Raw genomic sequence first — 19,888 nt, forward strand, 5'->3', positions numbered from 1 at the left:
CGGGCGGCGTCGTGCGGTGATGACTCAGGGGAGACGCGCTACTGCCTGTTCGCGAAGAGGGTGTATTGGGGGCGTGGTGGTGGGCGGCGTGGAGTTACCGTGATCGTCCGCATCGACCTGGTGTGGGCAGCGGTGGTCAGGCCGTGTCTGGTCGGGACTGGATGCGTTGTAGCCAGTTGCGGTGTTGTTGTCGGTCTTGTTCGTCGCGGTGGTGGATTCTGGCGAGGGTTTCGGCGAGTAGCTCACCTGGGTGATGGTGGTGGTTGACTCTTGGTTGTTGGTTGGGGTCGATGTGGGGTGGTGCGATCCAGCCGGTTCGGCCTGGGTATTTCGAATCCTTGCCTAGTGCAATGGTTTTCCAGCCGCCGGGGCCGTCGTGGATGAGGGCGTGGCAGTGGTCGCAGGCGAGGGTGAGGTTTTCTATGGTGGTGGGTCCGCCTTTGGCGTGGTCGCGGATGTGGTGGGCGGCGGTGGTGCTGGCGGGTGCGCTGCAGCCGGGGCGGGTGCAGCCGCGTACGGCGGCGATCAGTGCCAGTCGTTGTGCGGGTGAGGCCAATCGTTTGCCTTGCGCGAAATGTAGTGGCATACCGTGTCGGTCGATGATCGCCAGATAGGGTTTCGCGGTGGCGGCCATTTCGATGGCGTCTTCGATGGGGACGGTGCCGCCGGTGGCGGTGGTGGCGACACCAGCGGCGTCTTCCAACTGGTCGATGCTCATGGTGATGATCGCTGAGACCGGCAAACCACGGTGCGAGCCGAGGTTGTCGGGGGACACACCGGGGGCCAGCAGTGCCAGCAGCGCGTCATGGGTGCGTTGGGCGGTGGTGCGGGTGTCGCGTTTGGCGGCGGCGGTGAGCAGGTCGGGGTCGATGTGTTCGCTGTCGCCGCGGGGGCTTTCGGGGTCGTCGGGGTTGTTCATGCCGGGGCGGCCGAGTTTGGCGATGCAGGGGTCGAGCAGGGCTCGTAGTTGTGGGGTGATCATGCCTTTGATGGCTGACATGCCGTCGGAGTGTTGGATACCGAGGGTGAGTTCGCGGCGGCGTTGCCGGTCGGTGTGATCGGTTTTTTGCCCGTCGGGGTCGAGGTAGGCCAGGATTTTCTCGCCGACCTGGGCTACTTTCTCGGGTTCGAGGTCGCGGGCCGCGGTGGCCAGGATCTGTTCGGCCGCTTCGTATTCGGGGTTGTCGGTGCAGCCGGGGATCCGGTTCAACACTTTGTGGATCACTCGTGCATGCTCGACCGAGATCTCGCCTTCGGTTTGCGCGGTGGCGGTGGCGGGCATGCGGGGTTCGATCGGTTCGCCGTGCATGGTGTGGAACGACCCCAACTGGGTGGTCGCGGCGACCCGGGCTCCGGCTTCGGTGTGGGACAGGCGCAGGGTTTCGATCAGGAACCGCTTCAAGGTTCCCGCGCCGGTGCGCCCGGGGATCGAGCGATCCGAAACCTCCACATACAGGCGGTGTTCCAGCGCGACGGCCATCCGCTTGTGTTGTTCGAGATCGCGCACCATCGCGACCACGTCATCATCGGACAGTGGTGTCAGATCCCGGTCGAGCAGTCCGGTCATGGCCGTGTTCAACGGGGCGATACCCCGTTGAAGATCAGCCGGATCGCTCGAACACATGAACGAATTCTATCCGAACTATACCGGCCTAGTCCAGCGAAAACCCCATCTGAACTGCACCTTTTCACACCACGCCGGTGCCTCCGCCTTCCACTCCAACGCTCGCGTCCTGGCCGCCTGATTCCCGCCACCCACTCACCATTCATCGACGATCTTGGATCTCGAGAACGGCGCCACAGCCCGATGACTCGGCTGGAAGTCCAGTACATGCACCCGGCTCGACTGCCACGCCGGGGACGGCAGGCGACGTGCCCAGCACTGCTGGAGGCAAACCCTTTGCCGGGTAAGCCCTACCGCGAAGGGAGACGACCTAATGGCTGTTCGCGAAGAGGGAGTACTGGGCGGCGGCGCGCTGGTGGGTGTCGGGGAGTTGGTCGCTGGTGACGAAGCCGACGTATTCGCGGTAGGCGACTACGCAGGTGAAGCGTTTGACGCGGGGTTCGGGCTGGTTTTCGACGCAGGCCGAGTCGGGGACGTTGGGTGGTGCCTCCGCGGGCTGTTTGATCTGGGTGAGGGTGATGCGTTCGGCGACAGTCTTTTTGGCGGTGGCCGCGTCGGGAACGTGGGCGACCAGGGTGCCTTCGAGGCTGGCGAACTTGTCGGCCTTCATGGCGGTGAACTGTTTCTTGGTGAACTCGCGATTGTTGACGAACGCGAGCATGCCCTGCGGGCCGAACAGTCCTCGATCGTTGCCGTTGTAGGGGCCTTCGTAGTTGTGCGGGTTGAGGGTTCGGGTCAGCAGGTGGTCAGGATCCCAGGGGAGCAGGAGCACCTCTTCCTCGGTGAGCGGCTTCAGCTTGTCGAGCATCGGAAGCTGGGTGTCGTAGGCCTGCTGGGCCAGGGAGGTCAGCCCGCTCATATCGCCGCTGGGGGTGGAGATGAGGAAGGAGACGACGTAGGGGCCGTGCGCGAGGAAGGTGCGCAGGAATGGCGAGCCGGGCTGCGAATGTGCTTTGACCTGAGGGTATTTCGTGAGCGTTGCGGGCTGGTTGACCTCTTGGAGTGCACCGAAGTCGGCGTCGTAGAACTGGGCTGCTGCCTGCTGCGCGCGGTCGGCGTCGGGGAACTGCATGACCGTGGTGGCGACGGTGGTCGAGTTCTTGTGTTGCTCCGGTTTGGCGGGCCAGGGCTGGTAGCCGTTGATCGAGAAGCTCTTGTCGCCGCCGGCCACCTTGAAGCCGAACAACATCTTGTTCTGCTTGGCCACCGGCACCATGATGCTCTCCGGCCCGAGCTCCCAGGGCAGCACGCCTGCCGAAAGAGTGGTGGCCAGGCCGCCGTACTTCATGCGTGGATCGATGTCGTAGGCCGAGGTGACGTAGTCGGTCAGGCGGGTGGCGGCGACCTCATGCATCTTGTAGAAGGCCGGGCGATAGTCGTCGTCGTGCGCGTTGAGCGGCACGGTGGGGTAGTTGCCGACGTCGAGCTTGCGAATGTCGAGCTCGGCGGGTTGCGAGGTACCGGACACGGTCGAGCCGCAGGCGGTCAGTGTGACGGCCAGCCCGACAGCCGCCAGTGTTGCCGCGAATGTGCGCATGGGAGTTCTCATTTGGCGTTCACCAGCACTACGTATTCGGCGGAGATCCGCTGCTGTGCGTCGGTCAGTTGCTGTGACCAGGAGAAGGCGGCGTAGCGGCCGTAGGACACCGAGCAGTAGAAGCGGAAGGCCAGCTTCTCCCGGCCGATGTACTCCCGGCAGTGGCCGGCGGGCAGGTTCCTCGGTCCGGGGGCGCTCCTGTACTTCTTGGTGAGGCCGCCGAGATCGGCGCGCAGTTTCTCCGCCGACTCGGCATCGCGTGCCCGCCACACCTGGACGGCGTCGAGGGAGATCTTGTCGGCGCCGTACTCGTCGATCGCCTTGCGTACCTTGTCGTATGGGGTCGTGACCAGTGCCGCCACCTTGGCGTCGTAGGCGCCGGGCGGTTCGGTGAAGCTGTCGTCGCTCGGTCGCTGCAGGTTGCGGGCGAGCATGCCGTCCCGGTCCAGTTCGGCATCCATCAGCTTGTCGACCGGTGTGCCAGGGAACTTCGCGATCGCGGGGACGATCTTGTCGAGGCTCTTCTCGACCAGCGCGGTGAGCGTGGGCTGATCCACCTTCGCGAGAAAGATCTTCATGTAGTCGTAGATCCAGGTGTAGATGACGTATCTGCCGGTGGCGAAGAAGGATCCGATGGATTGTTTGGTCGGCTGCCAGTGGGCGTGCGCGGCGGGATATTTGGGGATCGTCACGGGTTCATTGGTGGCGCCCGCCTCGAAGTCGGCGCGCTCCAGTGCCTCGGCCGCGGCGGTGGCCTTCTGCTCGTCCGGGAAGATCAATATCGAGTTGAGCAGGTCGATGCCCATGTTGTCGCGCTCGGTGCTCGCGGTGCTGGTGAATCCGGCGACGAAATCCGGCGCGACCTCGGCGAACCGGTCGACCGCCATGATCTTGCCGAGCGAGCTTCGCGGATCGAGGAATACGGCCCCGACGAACGGAGACCGTTCCACGAACCTCGGGTCGATCTCCGCAGGCAACGGCACGAAGTTGGCGAGTCGCTCGGCCTCGACCACCCGCGCCTGGTCCTGGTTGTGAACTTTGCCGAGCGGACGCGGCTGGGTCGCAAAGCCCCCGACGTCCAGCTGCGCGAGATCTACCGGCGGCTCGGTTTTCGCTTGCGGCGTCTCGGATCCGCACGCCGCGCCCACCGCGAGCGCCCCCGCGATTACCAGCGCGCCGAATAGTCGGCCCGGCATAGATTGCACAGCGAATCCCCCGATCTAGGTCTGTCGCCGCGCAGTTTACTGACTGTTCGCGAAGAGCGCGTACTGGGCCACTGCCCGCTGCTGCGCGTCGGCCAGTTCGTCGCTTTCGGCGAATCCGACGTATCGGCGGTAGGCGACCATGCAGGTGAACCGTCTATCGGTGGACTCGGTTTCGCGGACCTTGTTCTCGACGCAGGCGGAATCGGGGACAAGGGAGGGCGCCGCCGCGTCGAACAGCCGCGGCGTGACCGTGATCCGATCGGCGATCACCTGCTTGGCGGCCGCGTCGTCGCTGGTTCGGACGACCATGTTGTTCTGGTGCAGGCCGGTGGAATGGAAGGCGACCTTGTCGGCCTTCATCGCGGTGAAGCGGCGCTGCGCGAAATCTCGGTCGAGGGACCAGAGCAGGCTGCCGCGCACGCCGAGTACGCCGTGGAAGTCGGCGCTGGGTGTGGTATTCCCGTCGGGATTCACGACTTTGGCGAGCAGGTTGTCGGGATCGACTGGCAGTCGCCGCATTTCGTCTTCGGTGAGTGGCTTCAGCCGATCCAGTAGCGGCAGCTGGGCGTCATAGGCCTTCTCGGTCAACGAGATCAGCGCGTCGAGCTCGGGCCGTGGGGTGGAGACGACGAAGCTCACCACGTACGAGCCGTGCGCGGAGAAGGTTCGCAGGAAGGGGGAGCCGGGACGCCAGTGTGCTTTGACGTCGGTGTATTTCGGCAGGTGCGCAGGCTCGTTCGCGGGGTAGAAGTGATATCGGCTCCGGTTGGCGGCGAGATCGGCCGCGTAGAACTCCGCCGCCGCCCGCTGCGCGCTTGTCGCGTCGGGAAATTGCATGATCGCGGTGGACACCATGGTCGTGGCCGAGTCGGACTCGGTCAGCCAGTTCGAGGTGGGATCGACCTCGAACAGGCAACCGGCGCAACCGATGTCCTGAAGGCCGAACAGCAATCGGTTCTTGTACGCGATCGGCTCCATGATGGCCTTGGATCCATGGATGTCGGTCAGGCCACCGGGCTTCAGCACCTTCGGCCGCACGCCGTAGATCAGCTTCGGATCGAGATCGCCGGCCGAGACCACATAGTCGGCCAGCCGCATGGCGGCGACTTCCTCGGGTTGTCTCGTTTCGGTGAGTGCTACCTCGGAAGTCGTTGTGCCGCAGGCCGTGAGCGCGCCGATGAGCAGTGCGAACGCCGCGCCCGCCGAGAGTGATCTCCTGATGCCGTACACGTGGTCCCCAATCGCTCGTGTCCGGCGGCATCGTATGCCGCCGGACATGAGCGAAAAGTCAGCAAGACATCATCGTGGCTCGTTCAGAGGCTGTTGGCGAGCAGCGCGTACTGAGCCGCAACCCGTTGGCGCACATCGGGTTCGCGGTCGCTGTTGACGCCTGCCACGTAGCGTCCGTAGGAGACATAGCAGCGGTATTTGAACTCTTCCTTCGGATCGCCCTTGGCGTTGAGCACCTCGCACTTGGCGCCGGGGACATCGCGCGGCGCGTCGATCGCGTCGTAGTGATCGCTCTTGGCGGCGTGCAGCTCCTTGAGCAGTACCGGCGCGGTCGTGCGATCCCTGGTGCGCGCGACGAAGGTGGTGTCGGCGATGGCGTAGCGGTCGGTGCCGGTCTCGTCGAGCACGCGCTGCCACTTCGCCTGATCGCCTGCTTCGGTGACCAGGAAATTCGGGCCGTAGGAGGCGAATGTCTCGGCATCCGGCTTGCGGTCCTTGCGCTCCGCGACGGCGACCCTGGCCAGCATCTCGTCGGGATCGGCCTTCAGCGCGCCGATCTTATCGGCGGGAGTCGCCTGGAATTTGTCCAGCTGCGCGGTCGCCGCGGTGAGGGTCTTGTCCGCCCAGTCGATCAGTTCCTTGCTGTCCGCGCGCGGCTGCTCGATGAGCAGCGAGATGACGAACTCCTTGTACGGCATGTAGACGCCGATGCTTGCGACGCCAGGACGCCAGTGGAGCAGGGCATCCTTGAACTTGCTCGACGTCAGCCTGCGATTGTCCGGCGATACGCCGAAGTCGACGTCCTCCAACTCCTTTGCGGCGGATTTCGCGGTGCTCGCCTCGGCGAAGCGGACCAGCACGGTGCCGATGACGGTGCCGTCCTTGCCTGGCTCGGTGGCGCCGCTGGAGGCCTGGTCGCCGCCGACATAGGAGTAGGCCACGATCATCTTTCGCTTCTCCAGCACCGGCTTGGACACATCCGACAGCTGCTTGATCGCGTCCTCGGGGGTGAGCATCACGGTGGCGAAGCGTCCCACGTTGAGCGTCGGGTCGATCCGCATCGTCGGCACCACGGCCTCCGACATTCGGATGCCTTCGAGCGCGGGTCCGTTGCTCGCGACATCGATGTCGTATTTGTGTTTGTCGACCGGATAGATGCCGACCTCCAATTTGCGCACATCCAGCTCACCGGCGAGCGGTTTCCCCGTTACCGCTCCACAACCGGTCAACAGTCCGGCGAGCGCGACACAGGCCGCGCCGAATACGATGCCCCGACGGCGAATCCGTGAAATTCGAAGTGGTGCTCTACAAGACATGGCAGGCCCCTCGTTCCTCCCGATATTGCCTATGAAGTTACCGGACGGACGCCGGGCGATGGGCCCCTTGAAGGGTGCATCCCTATACCCTTGTGGTGTGTTGACAACCCCGCCCCGTGCTCCTCGTGGAGGCCGATCGCGTTGATGGATCGGCAGGTCGAGGTTGTCTCAGGAAACCATGTGGTCGCGCGGTTGGCGGGTGCCGTCGTGGTGGTCGCGCACCGTGGGCCGGGCAGGCCGACCCAGGATTCGCCCGCGGTCGTCGCGCTGGAGTCGCTGGCGGAGCTGGTTCGCGATGCGTCCGAACATGATTCGAGCGGGCACGGCGCGCTGGTGGCCAGGCAGGCCACCCGCTGGCTGATGAAGACCGCGGAGCAGATCAGCCCGGGGGAGCCGATCGATTTCGGCATCCTTTCGCCCGCCGAGACCGGCGGGGTGGCGATCTTCCTGCACGGCGCGGTCACCGCGGTGCTCGCGAGCGACGGCGGCGTGGAGCGGTATCGGGGCAGCGATGCGGCGTTCACCATCGACCGGGTCGCCGCGACACCGGCGCGCGCGATCGCGCTGTTCGTCGACGACGCCAAGGGTCGCGTACCCGATCTACCGGAGGAACGCGGCGTCGGCTGGCTGGTCGAAGGCATCGCGCAGGCGGGCGGTGCGATCGTCTGGAGCGTCGGCGCGCGCAAGCGCGCACCGGATGCCGCGACCGATGCCGCCCCGCGGGTGCCGCCGCCGACGGCGCGCATCGATTCCGAACCCGTGTACCGTCCCGAGCCGGAACCCGAATCGCGCCCCGCGGCCCGGACGGCGGCGGCGACCGCCATGCTCGACTCACCCCAGGCGCAGCAGGCCGCCGACCCGCACTTCGCGCAGACCCAGCTCACCGGAACCAACCCGGCTCCGCGCCCCGACCCGGATCTGCAGCGGCGGCTGGAGGCGACGGCGAAGGCGACCGCGCTCACGGTCAAAGTGATGGGATTCAAGTGCGCGCGTGCGCATCCCAGCGATCCGCGCTCGGCGTTCTGCACGGTGTGTGGCATGCCGGTGGATCAGACGCAGGCGGTCATCGAGGTGGTCCGGCCGCCGCTCGGCATGCTGATCCTCGACGACGGGATGACCTTCATGCTGGCCGCGGACGCCGTGCTCGGCCGCGATCCCGAGAATTCCGAACCCGCGCAGCGCGGCCTGGTGCCGCTGCGGGTGGACGACACCTCCGGCGGCATGTCCCGCGCGCACGCGGAGATCATGCTGGTGAATTGGGATGTGTCCGTGCTGGATCGGGGATCGACCAACGGAACGCGCACTCGGCTGCCCGGCTATCGCGACTGGGTGCGCCTGGCGCCGAACCAGCCGATGGTGCTGGTACCCGGCACCGAGATCATGATCGGCAACCGGGTGCTGCGCTTCGAGCACGCGGCGCCGCCGCCGTTCGGGCGCTAGCTCAGGAGTGCTGAGACATTCAGGAGTACCGCGACGACATTCAGGAGTACCGCGACATACAGGTGTTCTCGCCGTTCAGCACACCGGCGCGGAACGCGTCGACACGGGAGAATCCGCTCGGCACCGTCTGACCGTCGGCATCGCTCGCGGCGAAACCGTCGGAGAGCAGCCCGGACACCGCCTCGTCCAAATCGCCTGCGGCAAGGGAGATATCGCCCTGCGCGGGGGAGCGGCCCGGCTGCGCGAGCTTACCGGTGACCACGCCGGATAAACATGCCGCACGCAAACCGGCCTTGGCGCCGACCAGGCTCTGGTTGTGCGACTTCTGCACCGCGAGGGTGTAGCGGGCGATGAAGGCGACGTAGGCGTTGTAGTCGCCGGTCACCTTGATCGGCAGCGGATCGCTGTCGTCGGCATTGGATTGGCCGCGCTTGGCCAGCTCTGGCAGGTCGGTGGCGATGGTGTTGGTCGTCGGGCAGTACGAGACCGGCGGGGTCGGCTTGCCGCCGCGGCAGTCGATCTTCGCGCCGCTGTAGGTGTAGGTCGGTTCCGGCTTGATCGGCAGGATGAAGGCGAGCGCCTTGGTCAGCTCGACGAGCACATCCTTCGTCACCTCGTATTCGCCACGGCCCTGATCGCCGTTGAAGCTCTGCGGCAGATTGCCACGGCGGGTGTTGATCTCATCGATATCGATGCCCTTGCAGCCCTTCGGGCCATCGGTGAAACCGATCTGCACCGCGGTCACCCGCTCGAACGCCGAACCGTGCACACTCTCCGGATCGTCCGGATTGGAATCGCGGATGGCCACCGTCGCGGCGAGCACCTGGTTGAGGCCCTCGGAGGTGTTGATGGTGAAGTGCTTCGATTTGCCTTCGGCCACATTGCGGATGAACGCGCCCGCGAAGCAGTCGGCCTGCTGTTCCTTCACGATCACCGGGTCACGCGGCGCGACGATCTTGGCCATGGCCTGCACGGCGTGGCCGTACTCGTGCGCGAGCACCATGACCACCGACATCTTGCCGAAGGTGTCCTCGATGGTCGGCAGCAGCACCGAGCGGTCCCACCCGATGGAGTTGTCAAGCCGGCAGTAGGCGGCGTTCACCAGGTGAAAGGTGGACTCCTTGCAGAACTCGAGCGATTCGCCGCGCTGGGCCTTCGCGTTCCACGAGATGAGCTTGTCGACCGGTGCGAACTCGCCCTGGAATTCCTTGCCGAACGCACCGCGCCAATAGGTTTGGATGTCCTCGATGGCGTTGAGCGCGAGCGCGTCGGTCGCGCTGCCGTCGCCGTTGACGGCGGTCAGCGAGCTGTCGGGGACGCCGCCGCGCGGGCCGCTCGGGCCGTTGGTCGTCGGCAGCCCGGCCACCTTGAAGGGATCGTCGTATACCGAGACCGCGCGCCCGTCGACAAGGTTGGTACAGCCCGTCACCAGCGCCGCGGCGCATAGCAGGACCGTAACGAGAACGGTCGCTCGAAGTTTCGGCAAGGCTCCCCCTATGTCGGCCGGCATCGCTCACATATCGGTCGCCGGAACGGGCAAAAGGCGTACCTCCGCATTCGCTCCGGCCGTGCGCAGGCTGAGGACGGCTGCGCCGACTGCGTCTAAAGGGCGCGTCGGGGGCACCGCCGATGTCCGGGTGATGGAATAGTATCCGCTGCATGTCTTCACCGGGGGCGCAGACCATCACCGTGCGCCATGATGGAACCGAACGGGTCTTCGATTCGAGCAAGCAGATCACCATGGGCCGCGCACCCGAAGTGACCTTGTTCGTCGACAGCCCGCTGGTGTCACGGGTGCACGCGACGCTCGCCTGGCAGGGCAGTGCCTGGGTGCTCACCGATAACGGCAGCACCAACGGCGTTTTCGTGGATGCGCGCAGGCTGACGCATCCGGTGTCCATCGACAGACCGACGCAGGTGCGGCTCGGTGACGCGATCAGCGGGCCGCTGCTGCATCTGCTGCCCGCGGCCCCGCCGCAGCGCAGACCCCCGGCCCAGCAGGCGCCGCCGACCCAGCAGCGCCCCCCGGTGGGCGGTCCGTCCTCCGGTCCGCACGGTTCGCCGGGCGGACCCGGCCCGTCCCCGGGTCAAGGCCCGTCGACCGGACAGCCCCGCCCGCAGCAGGTTTCGCGCCCGCCGGTGGCGCCGCCGCCGGTCCAGCAGACGCCGAATGTCAACATGACCACCAAGGCCGACACCTCGATGCTGCCGCCGGTGCGGGCCAGGCCGTCCACCGCGCCGATCGCGCGCGCCGACCGGCTGCCGCCCGGTGGACTCAGCATCGGCCGCACCACCGACAACCAGATCGTGGTCAACGATCCGCTGGCCTCACGCAGGCACGCCCGCCTGATCGCCACCAACGACGGCCTCGCCATCGAGGACTTGGGTTCGGCCAACGGCACTTTCGTCAACGGCCACCGCCACGAGCAGACGGTGCTGCGCGAGCGCGACATCATCACCATCGGCAATATCGACTTCGTCGTGCAGCAGGGCACGCTGGTGCACCGGCAGAAGCCGGTCGCCGAGCAGGGCCTGCACGTGCACGGGGTCGGGTTCACCGTCGAGGGCAACAAGCAGCTGCTCGTCGATGTCAACATGCAGGCAGGGCGCGGCACGCTCACCGCGCTGATCGGACCGTCGGGCGCGGGCAAATCGACGCTGTCCAAACTCATCGCGGGCACCACCCTGCCCTCGGGCGGCGTTGTCACCTTCGAGGGCCGCAACCTGCACGCCGAATACGAGGCGCTGCGCTCGCGCATCGGCATGGTGCCGCAGGACGATGTGCTGCACCGTCAGCTCACCGTGCGCCAGGCGCTCGGCTTCGCCGCCGAACTGCGGCTGCCGCCGGACAACTCCAAGGCCGACCGCCAGAAGGTGATCGACGGTGTGCTGAAAGAACTTTCGCTCACCGAACACGCCGACACCAGGGTCGACCGGCTCTCCGGCGGCCAGCGCAAGCGCGCCTCGGTCGCGCTGGAGCTGCTCACCGGTCCCTCGCTGCTGATCCTCGACGAGCCGACCTCGGGCCTCGACCCGGCGCTGGACCGTCAGGTCATGGTGATGCTGCGCGAGCTGGCCGACGCGGGCCGCGTCGTCATCGTGGTGACGCACTCGGTGGCGCATCTGGACATGTGTGATCAGGTGCTGCTGCTCGCACCCGGCGGCAAGACCGCCTACTGCGGGCATCCCTCCGGTGTCGGCGCCGCGCTCGGCACCAGCGACTGGGCGGAGATCTTCGGGCGGGTGGCGGACAATCCGGACCAGGCGTTCGCCGCCTACCGGTCCAGACAGGCGGTCGTGCCACCGCCGCCACCTCCGGCGCCGCGCCAGACCGGCACCGGCACCGGTCCGAAATCCAGTGGCCGAAAACAGTTCACCACGCTGGCGCGCAGGCAGATTCGCCTGATCCTCGCCGACCGCGGCTACCTGGCCTTCCTGCTCATCCTGCCGTTCGTGCTCGGCGCGCTCTCGCTGGTGGTGCCTGGCAAGAACGGTTTCCAGCGCGGCGGATTGACGCAGCTGCCCGACGGCAGCTTCGTGCCGAACGGCGGCAGCGAGACCCAGCAGCTACTCGTGGTACTGATCCTCGGCGCCTGCTTCATGGGGTCGACGCTGACGGTGCGCGACCTGGTCGGTGAGCGCACCATCTACCACCGCGAACGCGCGGTCGGGCTGCTGCCCTCGGCATATCTGTGGTCCAAGATCATGGTGTTCAGCCTCGCCGCGCTGTTGCAGTCGGCGGTGCTCGTCGCGATCGTGCTCGCCGGGAAGAAGCGGCCCGGCGATGGTGCGGTGATCTCCTCGGGCAGTGCCGAGCTCTACATCGACATCGCGTTGACCGCCGTCTGCTGTGTGGTGGTCGGCCTGCTGCTGTCGTCGCTGGCCAAATCGAGCGAGCAGGTGATGCCGCTGCTGGTCGTCGCGATCATGTGCCAGCTGGTGATGGCGGGCGGCATGATTCCGGTGACCGGACGCGTAGTGCTCGAACAGGTCTCGTGGCTGTTCCCCGCGCGCTGGGGCTATGCCGCCGGAGCGTCGACGGTGGATCTTCGCGGACTGTTCATCAACGCGCAACCTGATCGGCTGTGGAACCACGCCGCGGGCACATGGGTGCTGGACATCGCGGTCCTGCTGGTGATCACGCTGGTGCTGGCGATCATCACGTGGCGCAGGCTGCGGCTGAAGAAGTCGGCGATCGCATGAGCGAGCGAACCATGTCGCAGCCTGTCTTGTGTGGACAGCCGAGCACGTCTCGCGCGTACCAGGCAGACTTAAGCCTGTGACAGTGCGAGTAGGGGCAGTGCATCTCGGTTGGGATGTGGTGTCCGTGTCGGCGGGCGGCGGTGGCACACCGATCCGTCCGGTGCAGGTGGAAGGCACGTATACGCCGCCGGCCTATCTGCTGGCGGATTCGTCGGGCCGGTTGCACACCGCGGGTGTCGACCGGCAGCGGCCCGACCTCGGCATGGCGATCGCGGACGTGCGCGACATCCTCGGGCACCCGCAGATCGTGGTGGCCGGTGCGACCTGGCCCGCGGAGCTGGTGTTCCGCGCCAGGATGTACAACCCCCTCGCCGCGATCGGCAAATATCTGCGCGGCAAACCGGATCTGGTGGCGCTGCCCTTCCCGGACGGCTGGCCGGACGAGAAGGTCGACGTCTACTGCAGGCTGGTCGAGCAACTCGACGTCACGGTGGAACCGCTGCCCGAGAGCGTCGCGCTGTCGGGTTACGTGCGCGCGCTCAACCTGGTCGCCGCGCCGGATGAGCGGCATCCGCACGGCGTCGGCGCCACCGGCGTGTACTCCGACGGCAGAACCATGCTCGTCGTCGCGGTGCACGGCGACGACGAGCAGCCGACCGAATCGGTGGACGTGCCGGTGGCGCCGGACGCGATGCGCGATGCGCGATCCGCCGACAATGTGGTGATCGAGGTGATGGCCGCGGCCCGCTCGATCGGCGCGGACACCTCGACGCTGCTGCTCGCGGGCAATGTCTGTTTCAACGACGCGCTGCGGCTGGCCTTCCAGAATCATCTCGGGCACCGGCTGCAGGTCGCCGACCATCCGATGCACGCGCTGGTGCTCGGCGCCGCGCATCTGCTGGTCACCGATACCGCCGCGATGGAACCCGACGCGGACCTGCCGGAGGCCCGTTCGGAGGCGCATCAGGTCCATGCGGACCTGCCGCCGGGGACGGACCCGGCAGGTCAGCAGGTGGCCTCGGCCCAGCAGCAGGCGGAATCCGCTCAGCAGCAAGTGGTTTCGGCGCAGCGGCAGGCGGAAGCGGCGCAGCGCCAGGCCGAATCGGCGCAGCGGCAGGCCGAGGCGCCGCAGCACCGAACGGACCTACCGCCATCCCGGACAGAGTCGACCGGACCCCGTTCGGCCGCGCCGGTGGTGACCTACGGCCCCGGCTATCCGACCACCCAGCCGACGGGCGACGAGCCGACCGCGCGGGTCGGCCGCGGCGCACTGCCGCCGAACCTCGCCGAACTGGGTAGTCGTTTCACCCGGCCACCGAACCAGCACCCCGACGAAGAGACGACGACGGTCATGGGCCGCCCGCCGCAGTACGGCCCGCCCTCGGGCCCGCTGCCCGGCGGCCCGGTGCCGCCGCTCGGCCCGCGCGGTCCGTACCCGGCGGGCCAGGCGCCGCAGGAGCCCGAGGACGACGAGGGCAAGCCGCGCAAGGGCAAGCTGTGGAACAAGATGAAGGGCAACCTGTTCGGTGCGCCGACGGTGATCGGCGCGGTCGCGCTCGCCGCGGTGGCGCTGCCCGCGCAGGACCGGATCGTGCCTACGGCGCTGGATACACCGCCCGCCGCGTGCCCGCTCACCCCGCGCGCTCACCCCGAGCAGCATCCGGGCATCGACCAGGTGCGCGGCACGCAGGAGGCCGAGCCGGACTGCGCGCCGTCCGGTATCGACACGTTGCGCTACCGGGTGCCAGGCAAGCCGGGAGTGGTCGACCCCGGTCCGCCGTTCGAGATCTGACCGGTTTCGGGTTGGCGGTAGGCGGCTGGTATCGTGGCTCGTTGGCGTGTGGACGACCAGGCAGTTTTCTGCCCGATCGGACATCGAGCCCCGGGTCTCCACCGGCCGCCGGGGAACTCGACCGCACGCTTGGCCGGCAACACCGACTACAGACAGGGAAGCACTGTGCCTACGTACAGCCCCAAGGCTGGTGACGTGACCCGCAAGTGGTACGTCATCGACGCCACTGACGTAGTGCTCGGCCGCCTTGCCGTTCAGGCAGCGAATCTGCTGCGTGGCAAGACCAAGCCGACCTACGCGCCGAACTTCGATGGTGGCGACTTCGTCATCATCATCAATGCTGACAAGGTTGCCATCTCCGGCAACAAGAAGCAGGACAAGCTCATCCACCACCACTCCGGGCACCCGGGCGGCCTCAAGTCGCGCACTGTCGGTCAGGTGTTGGAGTCCCGGCCGGATCGTCTCGTGGAGAAGGCCGTCAAGGGCATGATCCCGAAGAACAAGCTCGGCAACGCGATCGCCGGCAAGCTCAAGGTGTACGCGGGCCCGACCCATCCGCACGCGGCTCAGCAGCCCGTTCCGTTCGAGATCAAGCAGGTGGCCCAGTGACCGCTCCCGAGGAATACACCGAAGACATCGTCGAGGAGATCGTCGACGCCGACGGCACCGTCGAGGTCGTCGAGGAGGAGTACGGCTACGAGGCCGAGCCCGCCACCTTCGCGCCCGTCGTGATCGACCGCCCGGTGCAGACCGTCGGCCGCCGCAAGGAGGCCGTCGTTCGCGTGCGCCTGCTGCCCGGCTCCGGCAACTTCGTGCTCAACGGCCGCACCATCGAGGATTACTTCCCGAACAAGGTGCACCAGCAGCTGGTCAAGTCGCCACTGGTGACCGTCGAGCGCACCGAGTCCTTCGACATCCACGCCCGCCTCGTCGGCGGCGGCCCGTCGGGTCAGGCAGGCGCCCTGCGTCTGGCCATCGCCCGCGCGCTGATCGAGGTCACCCCGGACGACCGCCCCGCCCTCAAGCGGGCCGGCTTCCTCACGCGTGACCCGCGTGCGACCGAGCGTAAGAAGTACGGCCTGAAGAAGGCCCGTAAGGCGCCTCAGTACTCGAAGCGCTGATTTTGGCCACGTCGGCCGCCGTCTTCCGGCACCCTGGTGGTGCCGGAGGCGGTACGGTCGACGCGGCAGCTGTACGAGAGCAGGCTTCCAGCACGTCTGGCGCCTGCTCTCGTGCTGTATTTATCCTGCGGCGTTCGGCGGGCCCTGTCGCCTCCGGGCCCGGCGCGTACGCCGCGGATCCACCGATGAGGGGCGAGGTATGGGACGTTTGTTCGGCACCGACGGTGTCCGAGGGCTTGCCAATGAGTCGCTGAGTCCGGAACTGGCGCTGCGGATTTCGGGTGCCGCCGCGCAGATCCTGAGTCGCGGTAAGAAGCGAGCGCTCGCGGTCGTCGGTCGTGATCCACGCGCCAGCGGCGAAATGCTGGAAGCCGCGGTGATCGCGGGACTGACCGCGGCCGGGGTGAACGTGCTCTCGGTCGGCGTGCTCCCGACACCGGCCGTCGCCTACCTCACCGGGCTCTACGACGCGTGCCTCGGCGTGATGATCTCCGCCTCGCACAATCCCATGCCCGACAACGGAATCAAGATCTTCGCCGCCGGCGGGCACAAGCTCGACGACGAGATCGAGGACCGGATCGAGGCCCTGCTCGACGAGACGCCGCTGCGGCCGACCGGCGCGGGTATCGGCCGGGTGCTCGGCGCCTCCGGCGCGCGCGATCACGGACTCGTCATTCCCGAGCAGTACAGCGTCGCCAGCACGCACGAGCGCTACGTCGAACATCTGGTGGAGGCCACCGGGCAGGATCTGTCCGGACTCACCGTCGTGGTCGACTGCGCGCACGGCGCGGCCGCCGAGGTCGGTCCCGCCGCCTTCCGCGAGGCGGGCGCGACGGTGATCGCCATCAACGCCGAACCCGACGGCCTCAACATCAACGATCGTTGCGGCTCTACGCATTTGGATCAGGTGCGCGCCGCGGTGCTCGAGCACGGCGCCGACCTCGGGCTCGCCCTCGACGGTGACGCCGACCGCTGCCTCGCCGTCGACGCGACCGGTGCGGTGGTGGACGGCGACGGGATCCTCGCGGTGCTCGCGCTCGCCATGCAGGCCGAAGGGACCCTGATCGAGGACACCCTGGTCGCCACCGTGATGAGCAATCTCGGACTGCACATCGCCATGCGCGAGGCGGGCATCAAGTTGCTCACCACCGCCGTCGGTGACCGCTACGTGCTGGAGGAACTGCGCCGCAGCGGTTACGCGCTCGGCGGCGAACAGTCCGGGCACATGATCTTCCCGGCCTTCGGCACCACCGGTGACGGCATCCTCACCGGACTCAAGCTGATGGCACGGATGGCGCAGACCCGCCGCAGCCTGGCCGATCTGGCCTCGGTGCTGCGCACGGTGCCGCAGGTGCTGATCAACGTTCCGGTCAGCGACAAGGCCGTGGTCGCCGCATCGCCCGAGGTGCTGGAGGCGGTGCTGGAAGCCGAGCGCGAACTCGGCGACAGCGGCCGAATCCTGCTGCGCCCCAGCGGAACCGAGCAGCTGGTTCGCGTCATGGTCGAAGCCACCGATCCGGCGCAGGCGCAGCAACTCGCCGAGGATCTCGCCAAGCAGGTCGCCTCCGTCTGACCGCGTGCGGTTCTGGTCCGGAAGCGGAGCGTTCGTGTCATCCTGAAGGTCAGGAGGGGTGACATGAGCGAACGTCTATTGGAGAAGATCCACGAGCTCCGGCGGGTATATCGGCAGATCGGGCAGCAGTTGACCGCGGCGAACGAGCGCGGGGATCACGCGCTCGCGAGTCGGCTGCTCGCGAAACAGGAAGACCTGTTGGACGAGATCATGGCGCTGGAGTACCGCTACGGCGAGTTGGGCGGGGACACATCGGCATTGGGGTACTGAGCCCCGGGGGCTAGTGCTCGGTCAGTTGTCCGTCCGCCATGTGCCAGCGGCGGGTGGCGCTGATCGAATCGAGCATGCGGCGGTCGTGGGTGACCAGAATCAGTGTGCCCGTGAAGGATTCGACGGCCTGCTCCAGTTGTTCGATGGCGGGCAGGTCGAGGTGGTTGGTCGGCTCGTCCAGGACGAGCAAGTTGACGCCGCGGGCCTGAAGTAGGGCGAGGGCGGCGCGGGTGCGTTCGCCAGGGGAGAGGGTTTCGCACGGGCGGGTCACGTGCGGGCCGCGCAGGCCGAACTTGGCCAGCAGGGTGCGGACCTCGGCGTCGGGCCAATCGGGCATCTCGGCGCTGAAAGTGTCGGCCAGCGAGGCGGTTCCGTTGCTGGTGCCGATGTCCGCTCCGCAAGCTCCGCGGAACAGGCCGCGTGCCTGGTCGACCTCGCCGATCTGCACGCCGGAGCCGAGTGCCGCGGTTCCGGTGTCCGGCTTCAGCTTTCCGAGCAGCAGGCCGAGCAGCGTCGACTTGCCCGAACCGTTCGCTCCGGTGAGCACGATGCGGTCGGCCCAATCCACCTGGGTGGTAACGGGTCCCAGGGTGAACTCGCCGCGGGTGACGGTCGCGTTGGAGAGCGTGGCGACCACCGAGCCGCTGCGTGGCGCGGCGGCGATCGTCATCCGCAGCTCCCACTCTTTGCGCGGCTCCTCGACCACGTCCAAGCGCTCGATGCGCCGCTGGGTCTGGCGCGCCTTGGCGGCCTGCTTCTCGGTGGACTCGGCGCGCATCTTGCGGCCCGCCTTGTCGGAATCGTTCTTCGCCTTGCGCCTGGCGTTGCGGACGCCGTGTTCGAGCCAGTTGCGCTGCATCTGGGCGCGCGCCTCCAAACCCGCCTTGGTGTCGGCGTATTCGTCGTATGCCTCGCGCGCGTGCTGCCTGGCGATCTCGCGTTCCATCAGATAAGCTTCGTAGCCGCCGTCGTAGCCGCCGACCTGCTGCTGCGCCAGATCGAGTTCGACGATCCGGTTCACGGTGCGCGCCAAGAACTCTCGATCGTGGCTGATCACCATCAGCGGCTCGCGCACGCCGGTGACGAACTGTTCCAGGCGGGCCAAGCCGTCCAGATCCAGGTCGTTCGTCGGCTCGTCGAGCAGCAGAATATCGAAGCGGGACAACAGGACCGAGGCCAGGCCCGCGCGTGCCGCCTGTCCGCCGGACAGTCCGGTCATCGGGGTGTCCATGCCGTTGGGCAGGCTGTCGATCAAGCCGAGGTCGGCCGCCACCTCCTGCGCGCGCTGATCCAGGTCCGCGCCGCCCAGTGCGAGCCAGCGTTCCAGTGCCGGTGAATATTCGTCCTCGCCGCCGTCGGCGAGGCGTTCAGCGGCGGCGTCCATGGTCTGCTGTGCGGCGGCGACACCCGTTCGGCGGCCGAGGAATTCGAGTACGGTCTCGCCCGCGACGCGCTCCGGCTCCTGCGCCAGGTAGCCGATGGTGGCGTCCGGTGGGCTCAGCGTGATACTGCCGGTGGGGGCGTGCCGGTCGGCCAGCATTCGCAGCAGGGTCGACTTGCCCGCGCCGTTCACCCCGACCAGGCCGATCACATCGCCCGGCGCCAGCGTCAGATCGAGATCGGCGAACAGGGTCCGCTCACCGTGTCCGGCCGACAATCCGCGCGCGTGCAAAGTGGTACTCACCTGCAAGATTGTGCCGTGCTCAGGGTTCGACCCTGAGATCGGGGCCTGGAGAAATCAGGGTGCGGATGGGTCATGGGACCGATGTGGTGGCGCGGGTTTCTCGGCAGAGTGGGAAGCGTAGAGAAACACGCCAACGAGGGAGAAACAATGACCGCCCCCACCCGCCGAATGACCCGCTCCACCAGCGACAAGTGGATCGCCGGTGTCTGTGGCGGCATCGCCGAATACTTCGGCTGGAACGCCAACGTCGTCCGGCTGCTTTTCGTGCTCTCCTGCCTGCTGCCCGGCCCGCAGTTCGTCATCTACCTGGTGCTTTGGCTGATCATTCCGAAGAAGTACTGACCACACGGCTGCGCGGGGGACTCGCGGGTGACAGGATGGAGCGAAACCCGCTGACCGCGAGGAGGAGCGATGATCACCTCGGGCGAGTTCCCCGGCCTCGACCTACCCGGCGTCGACGCCTCCTCTCCACTCGATGACATGGGAACGGTCGAACTGCACCACCCGACCCAGGACATCGACGGCGACGGCACCCTGGACACCATCACCACCTCCGACGACCACGGCCTGCGTGTCTGGACCGATTACGACCACGACGGCTTCGCCGACCACCTCACCGTCATCGAGAAGGACGGCGACTACGCCGCGTGGGAGTTCCACCGCCACCCCGACGGCACCTCCGAATGGATCCGCACCGACCAGGGCACGCTCGGCAAGTAGTGTCCTGGCCGGTCACGGCCAACTAGACTGTCCCGCAACGGCCCCCGAACGCCATCCCCTCCGAGGGGACATATAGGCCGCAGGCTGCAATGATCCGCGCGGCACACGTGCGGATCATTGGAACCTGCGGAACCTGGACACCGGGGTGCCGAACCTCAACGCCGGAATGATTC

16 protein-coding genes are annotated in these 19,888 nt (G+C 67.2%); 9 read left to right on the top strand and 7 right to left on the bottom strand.

The features are described from left to right. Positions 1 to 136: 136 nt before the first annotated feature. The 5 genes from ACIG5A_RS18250 to ACIG5A_RS18270 all read right to left on the bottom strand — a co-directional run bounded on the left by ACIG5A_RS18250 (position 137) and on the right by ACIG5A_RS18270 (position 6,774). Complete coding sequence (locus ACIG5A_RS18250) at positions 137 to 1,567, bottom strand: DUF222 domain-containing protein (RefSeq protein ID WP_397241369.1); 1,431 nt, start codon at positions 1,565 to 1,567, stop codon at positions 137 to 139. A 367-nt stretch (positions 1,568 to 1,934) separates the two neighbouring features. Beyond that, the gene (locus ACIG5A_RS18255; protein ID WP_397241370.1) at positions 1,935 to 3,161 is read right to left on the bottom strand and encodes a hypothetical protein; all 1,227 of its coding nucleotides are present in this window, start codon (positions 3,159 to 3,161) and stop codon (positions 1,935 to 1,937) included. Positions 3,162 to 3,169: 8 nt separating this feature from the next. Beyond that, positions 3,170 to 4,357 carry a hypothetical protein gene (locus ACIG5A_RS18260; protein ID WP_397241856.1) on the bottom strand — a complete coding sequence of 396 codons (1,188 nt, stop codon included), beginning with the start codon at positions 4,355 to 4,357 and terminating at the stop codon, positions 3,170 to 3,172. Between the two features lie 45 nt (positions 4,358 to 4,402). Then, positions 4,403 to 5,596 carry a hypothetical protein gene (locus ACIG5A_RS18265; protein WP_397241371.1) on the bottom strand — a complete coding sequence of 398 codons (1,194 nt, stop codon included), beginning with the start codon at positions 5,594 to 5,596 and terminating at the stop codon, positions 4,403 to 4,405. A gap of 83 nt (positions 5,597 to 5,679) precedes the next feature. After that, entirely contained in the window at positions 5,680 to 6,774 is a 1,095-nt protein-coding gene (locus tag ACIG5A_RS18270; protein ID WP_397241372.1) for a hypothetical protein, read from the bottom strand. A 282-nt stretch (positions 6,775 to 7,056) separates the two neighbouring features. Here ACIG5A_RS18270 and ACIG5A_RS18275 point away from each other — a divergent pair, with 282 nt between their 5' ends. Then, positions 7,057 to 8,352 (top strand): FHA domain-containing protein, encoded by a 1,296-nt coding sequence (locus ACIG5A_RS18275; RefSeq protein ID WP_397241373.1) that lies wholly within the window; start codon positions 7,057 to 7,059, stop codon positions 8,350 to 8,352. A gap of 40 nt (positions 8,353 to 8,392) precedes the next feature. Here ACIG5A_RS18275 and ACIG5A_RS18280 read toward each other — a convergent pair whose 3' ends face one another. Then, entirely contained in the window at positions 8,393 to 9,838 is a 1,446-nt protein-coding gene (locus ACIG5A_RS18280) for a metallopeptidase (RefSeq protein ID WP_397241374.1), read from the bottom strand. Positions 9,839 to 10,011: 173 nt separating this feature from the next. On the opposite strand from ACIG5A_RS18280, the gene ACIG5A_RS18285 reads away from it, so the two are divergent. The 6 genes from ACIG5A_RS18285 to ACIG5A_RS18310 all read left to right on the top strand — a co-directional run bounded on the left by ACIG5A_RS18285 (position 10,012) and on the right by ACIG5A_RS18310 (position 17,311). Next, positions 10,012 to 12,555 (top strand): FHA domain-containing protein, encoded by a 2,544-nt coding sequence (locus tag ACIG5A_RS18285; protein WP_397241375.1) that lies wholly within the window; start codon positions 10,012 to 10,014, stop codon positions 12,553 to 12,555. Between the two features lie 76 nt (positions 12,556 to 12,631). Further along, positions 12,632 to 14,347, top strand: coding sequence for a hypothetical protein (locus ACIG5A_RS18290; RefSeq protein ID WP_397241376.1), 1,716 nt, complete (start codon positions 12,632 to 12,634; stop codon positions 14,345 to 14,347). 165 nt (positions 14,348 to 14,512) lie between these two features. Beyond that, complete coding sequence (rplM, locus tag ACIG5A_RS18295) at positions 14,513 to 14,956, top strand: 50S ribosomal protein L13 (RefSeq protein ID WP_397241377.1); 444 nt, start codon at positions 14,513 to 14,515, stop codon at positions 14,954 to 14,956. After that, complete coding sequence (rpsI, locus tag ACIG5A_RS18300) at positions 14,953 to 15,468, top strand: 30S ribosomal protein S9 (RefSeq protein WP_397241378.1); 516 nt, start codon at positions 14,953 to 14,955, stop codon at positions 15,466 to 15,468. The genes rplM and rpsI overlap by 4 nt, the downstream gene beginning before the upstream one ends. Before the next feature lie 199 nt (positions 15,469 to 15,667). Further along, positions 15,668 to 17,041, top strand: coding sequence for a phosphoglucosamine mutase (gene glmM / locus ACIG5A_RS18305; RefSeq protein ID WP_397241379.1), 1,374 nt, complete (start codon positions 15,668 to 15,670; stop codon positions 17,039 to 17,041). A 63-nt stretch (positions 17,042 to 17,104) separates the two neighbouring features. Beyond that, on the top strand, positions 17,105 to 17,311 hold the full coding sequence (locus tag ACIG5A_RS18310) for a hypothetical protein (protein ID WP_397241380.1): 207 nt from the start codon (positions 17,105 to 17,107) through the stop codon (positions 17,309 to 17,311). Positions 17,312 to 17,321: 10 nt separating this feature from the next. On the opposite strand, the gene ACIG5A_RS18315 is transcribed toward ACIG5A_RS18310, so the two are convergent. Then, positions 17,322 to 18,995, bottom strand: a complete 1,674-nt coding sequence (locus ACIG5A_RS18315) for an ABC-F family ATP-binding cassette domain-containing protein (RefSeq protein ID WP_397241381.1) — start codon at positions 18,993 to 18,995, stop codon at positions 17,322 to 17,324. A gap of 147 nt (positions 18,996 to 19,142) precedes the next feature. On the opposite strand from ACIG5A_RS18315, the gene ACIG5A_RS18320 reads away from it, so the two are divergent. Further along, positions 19,143 to 19,337: a PspC domain-containing protein gene (locus ACIG5A_RS18320; RefSeq protein WP_397241382.1), complete on the top strand. Its 195-nt coding sequence runs from the start codon at positions 19,143 to 19,145 to the stop codon at positions 19,335 to 19,337. A gap of 69 nt (positions 19,338 to 19,406) precedes the next feature. After that, positions 19,407 to 19,715 carry a DUF6802 family protein gene (locus ACIG5A_RS18325; RefSeq protein WP_397241383.1) on the top strand — a complete coding sequence of 103 codons (309 nt, stop codon included), beginning with the start codon at positions 19,407 to 19,409 and terminating at the stop codon, positions 19,713 to 19,715. Positions 19,716 to 19,888: the final 173 nt, after the last annotated feature.

Source organism: Nocardia sp. NPDC052566 (assembly GCF_044547285.1).
Lineage (GTDB): Bacteria > Actinomycetota > Actinomycetes > Mycobacteriales > Mycobacteriaceae > Nocardia.

Excerpts from the sequence above, each read along its gene's own strand:
- ACIG5A_RS18285 (WP_397241375.1), top strand. The coding sequence starts at position 10,012 with ATGTCTTCACCGGGGGCGCAGACCATCACCGTGCGCCATGATGGAACC.
- ACIG5A_RS18275 (WP_397241373.1), top strand. The coding sequence starts at position 7,057 with ATGGATCGGCAGGTCGAGGTTGTCTCAGGAAACCATGTGGTCGCGCGG.
- ACIG5A_RS18325 (WP_397241383.1), top strand. The coding sequence starts at position 19,407 with ATGATCACCTCGGGCGAGTTCCCCGGCCTCGACCTACCCGGCGTCGAC.
- ACIG5A_RS18320 (WP_397241382.1), top strand. The coding sequence starts at position 19,143 with ATGACCGCCCCCACCCGCCGAATGACCCGCTCCACCAGCGACAAGTGG.
- ACIG5A_RS18260 (WP_397241856.1), bottom strand. The coding sequence starts at position 4,357 with ATGCCGGGCCGACTATTCGGCGCGCTGGTAATCGCGGGGGCGCTCGCG.
- ACIG5A_RS18310 (WP_397241380.1), top strand. The coding sequence starts at position 17,105 with ATGAGCGAACGTCTATTGGAGAAGATCCACGAGCTCCGGCGGGTATAT.
- ACIG5A_RS18250 (WP_397241369.1), bottom strand. The coding sequence starts at position 1,567 with ATGACCGGACTGCTCGACCGGGATCTGACACCACTGTCCGATGATGAC.
- glmM (WP_397241379.1), top strand. The coding sequence starts at position 15,668 with ATGGGACGTTTGTTCGGCACCGACGGTGTCCGAGGGCTTGCCAATGAG.
- ACIG5A_RS18255 (WP_397241370.1), bottom strand. The coding sequence starts at position 3,161 with ATGCGCACATTCGCGGCAACACTGGCGGCTGTCGGGCTGGCCGTCACA.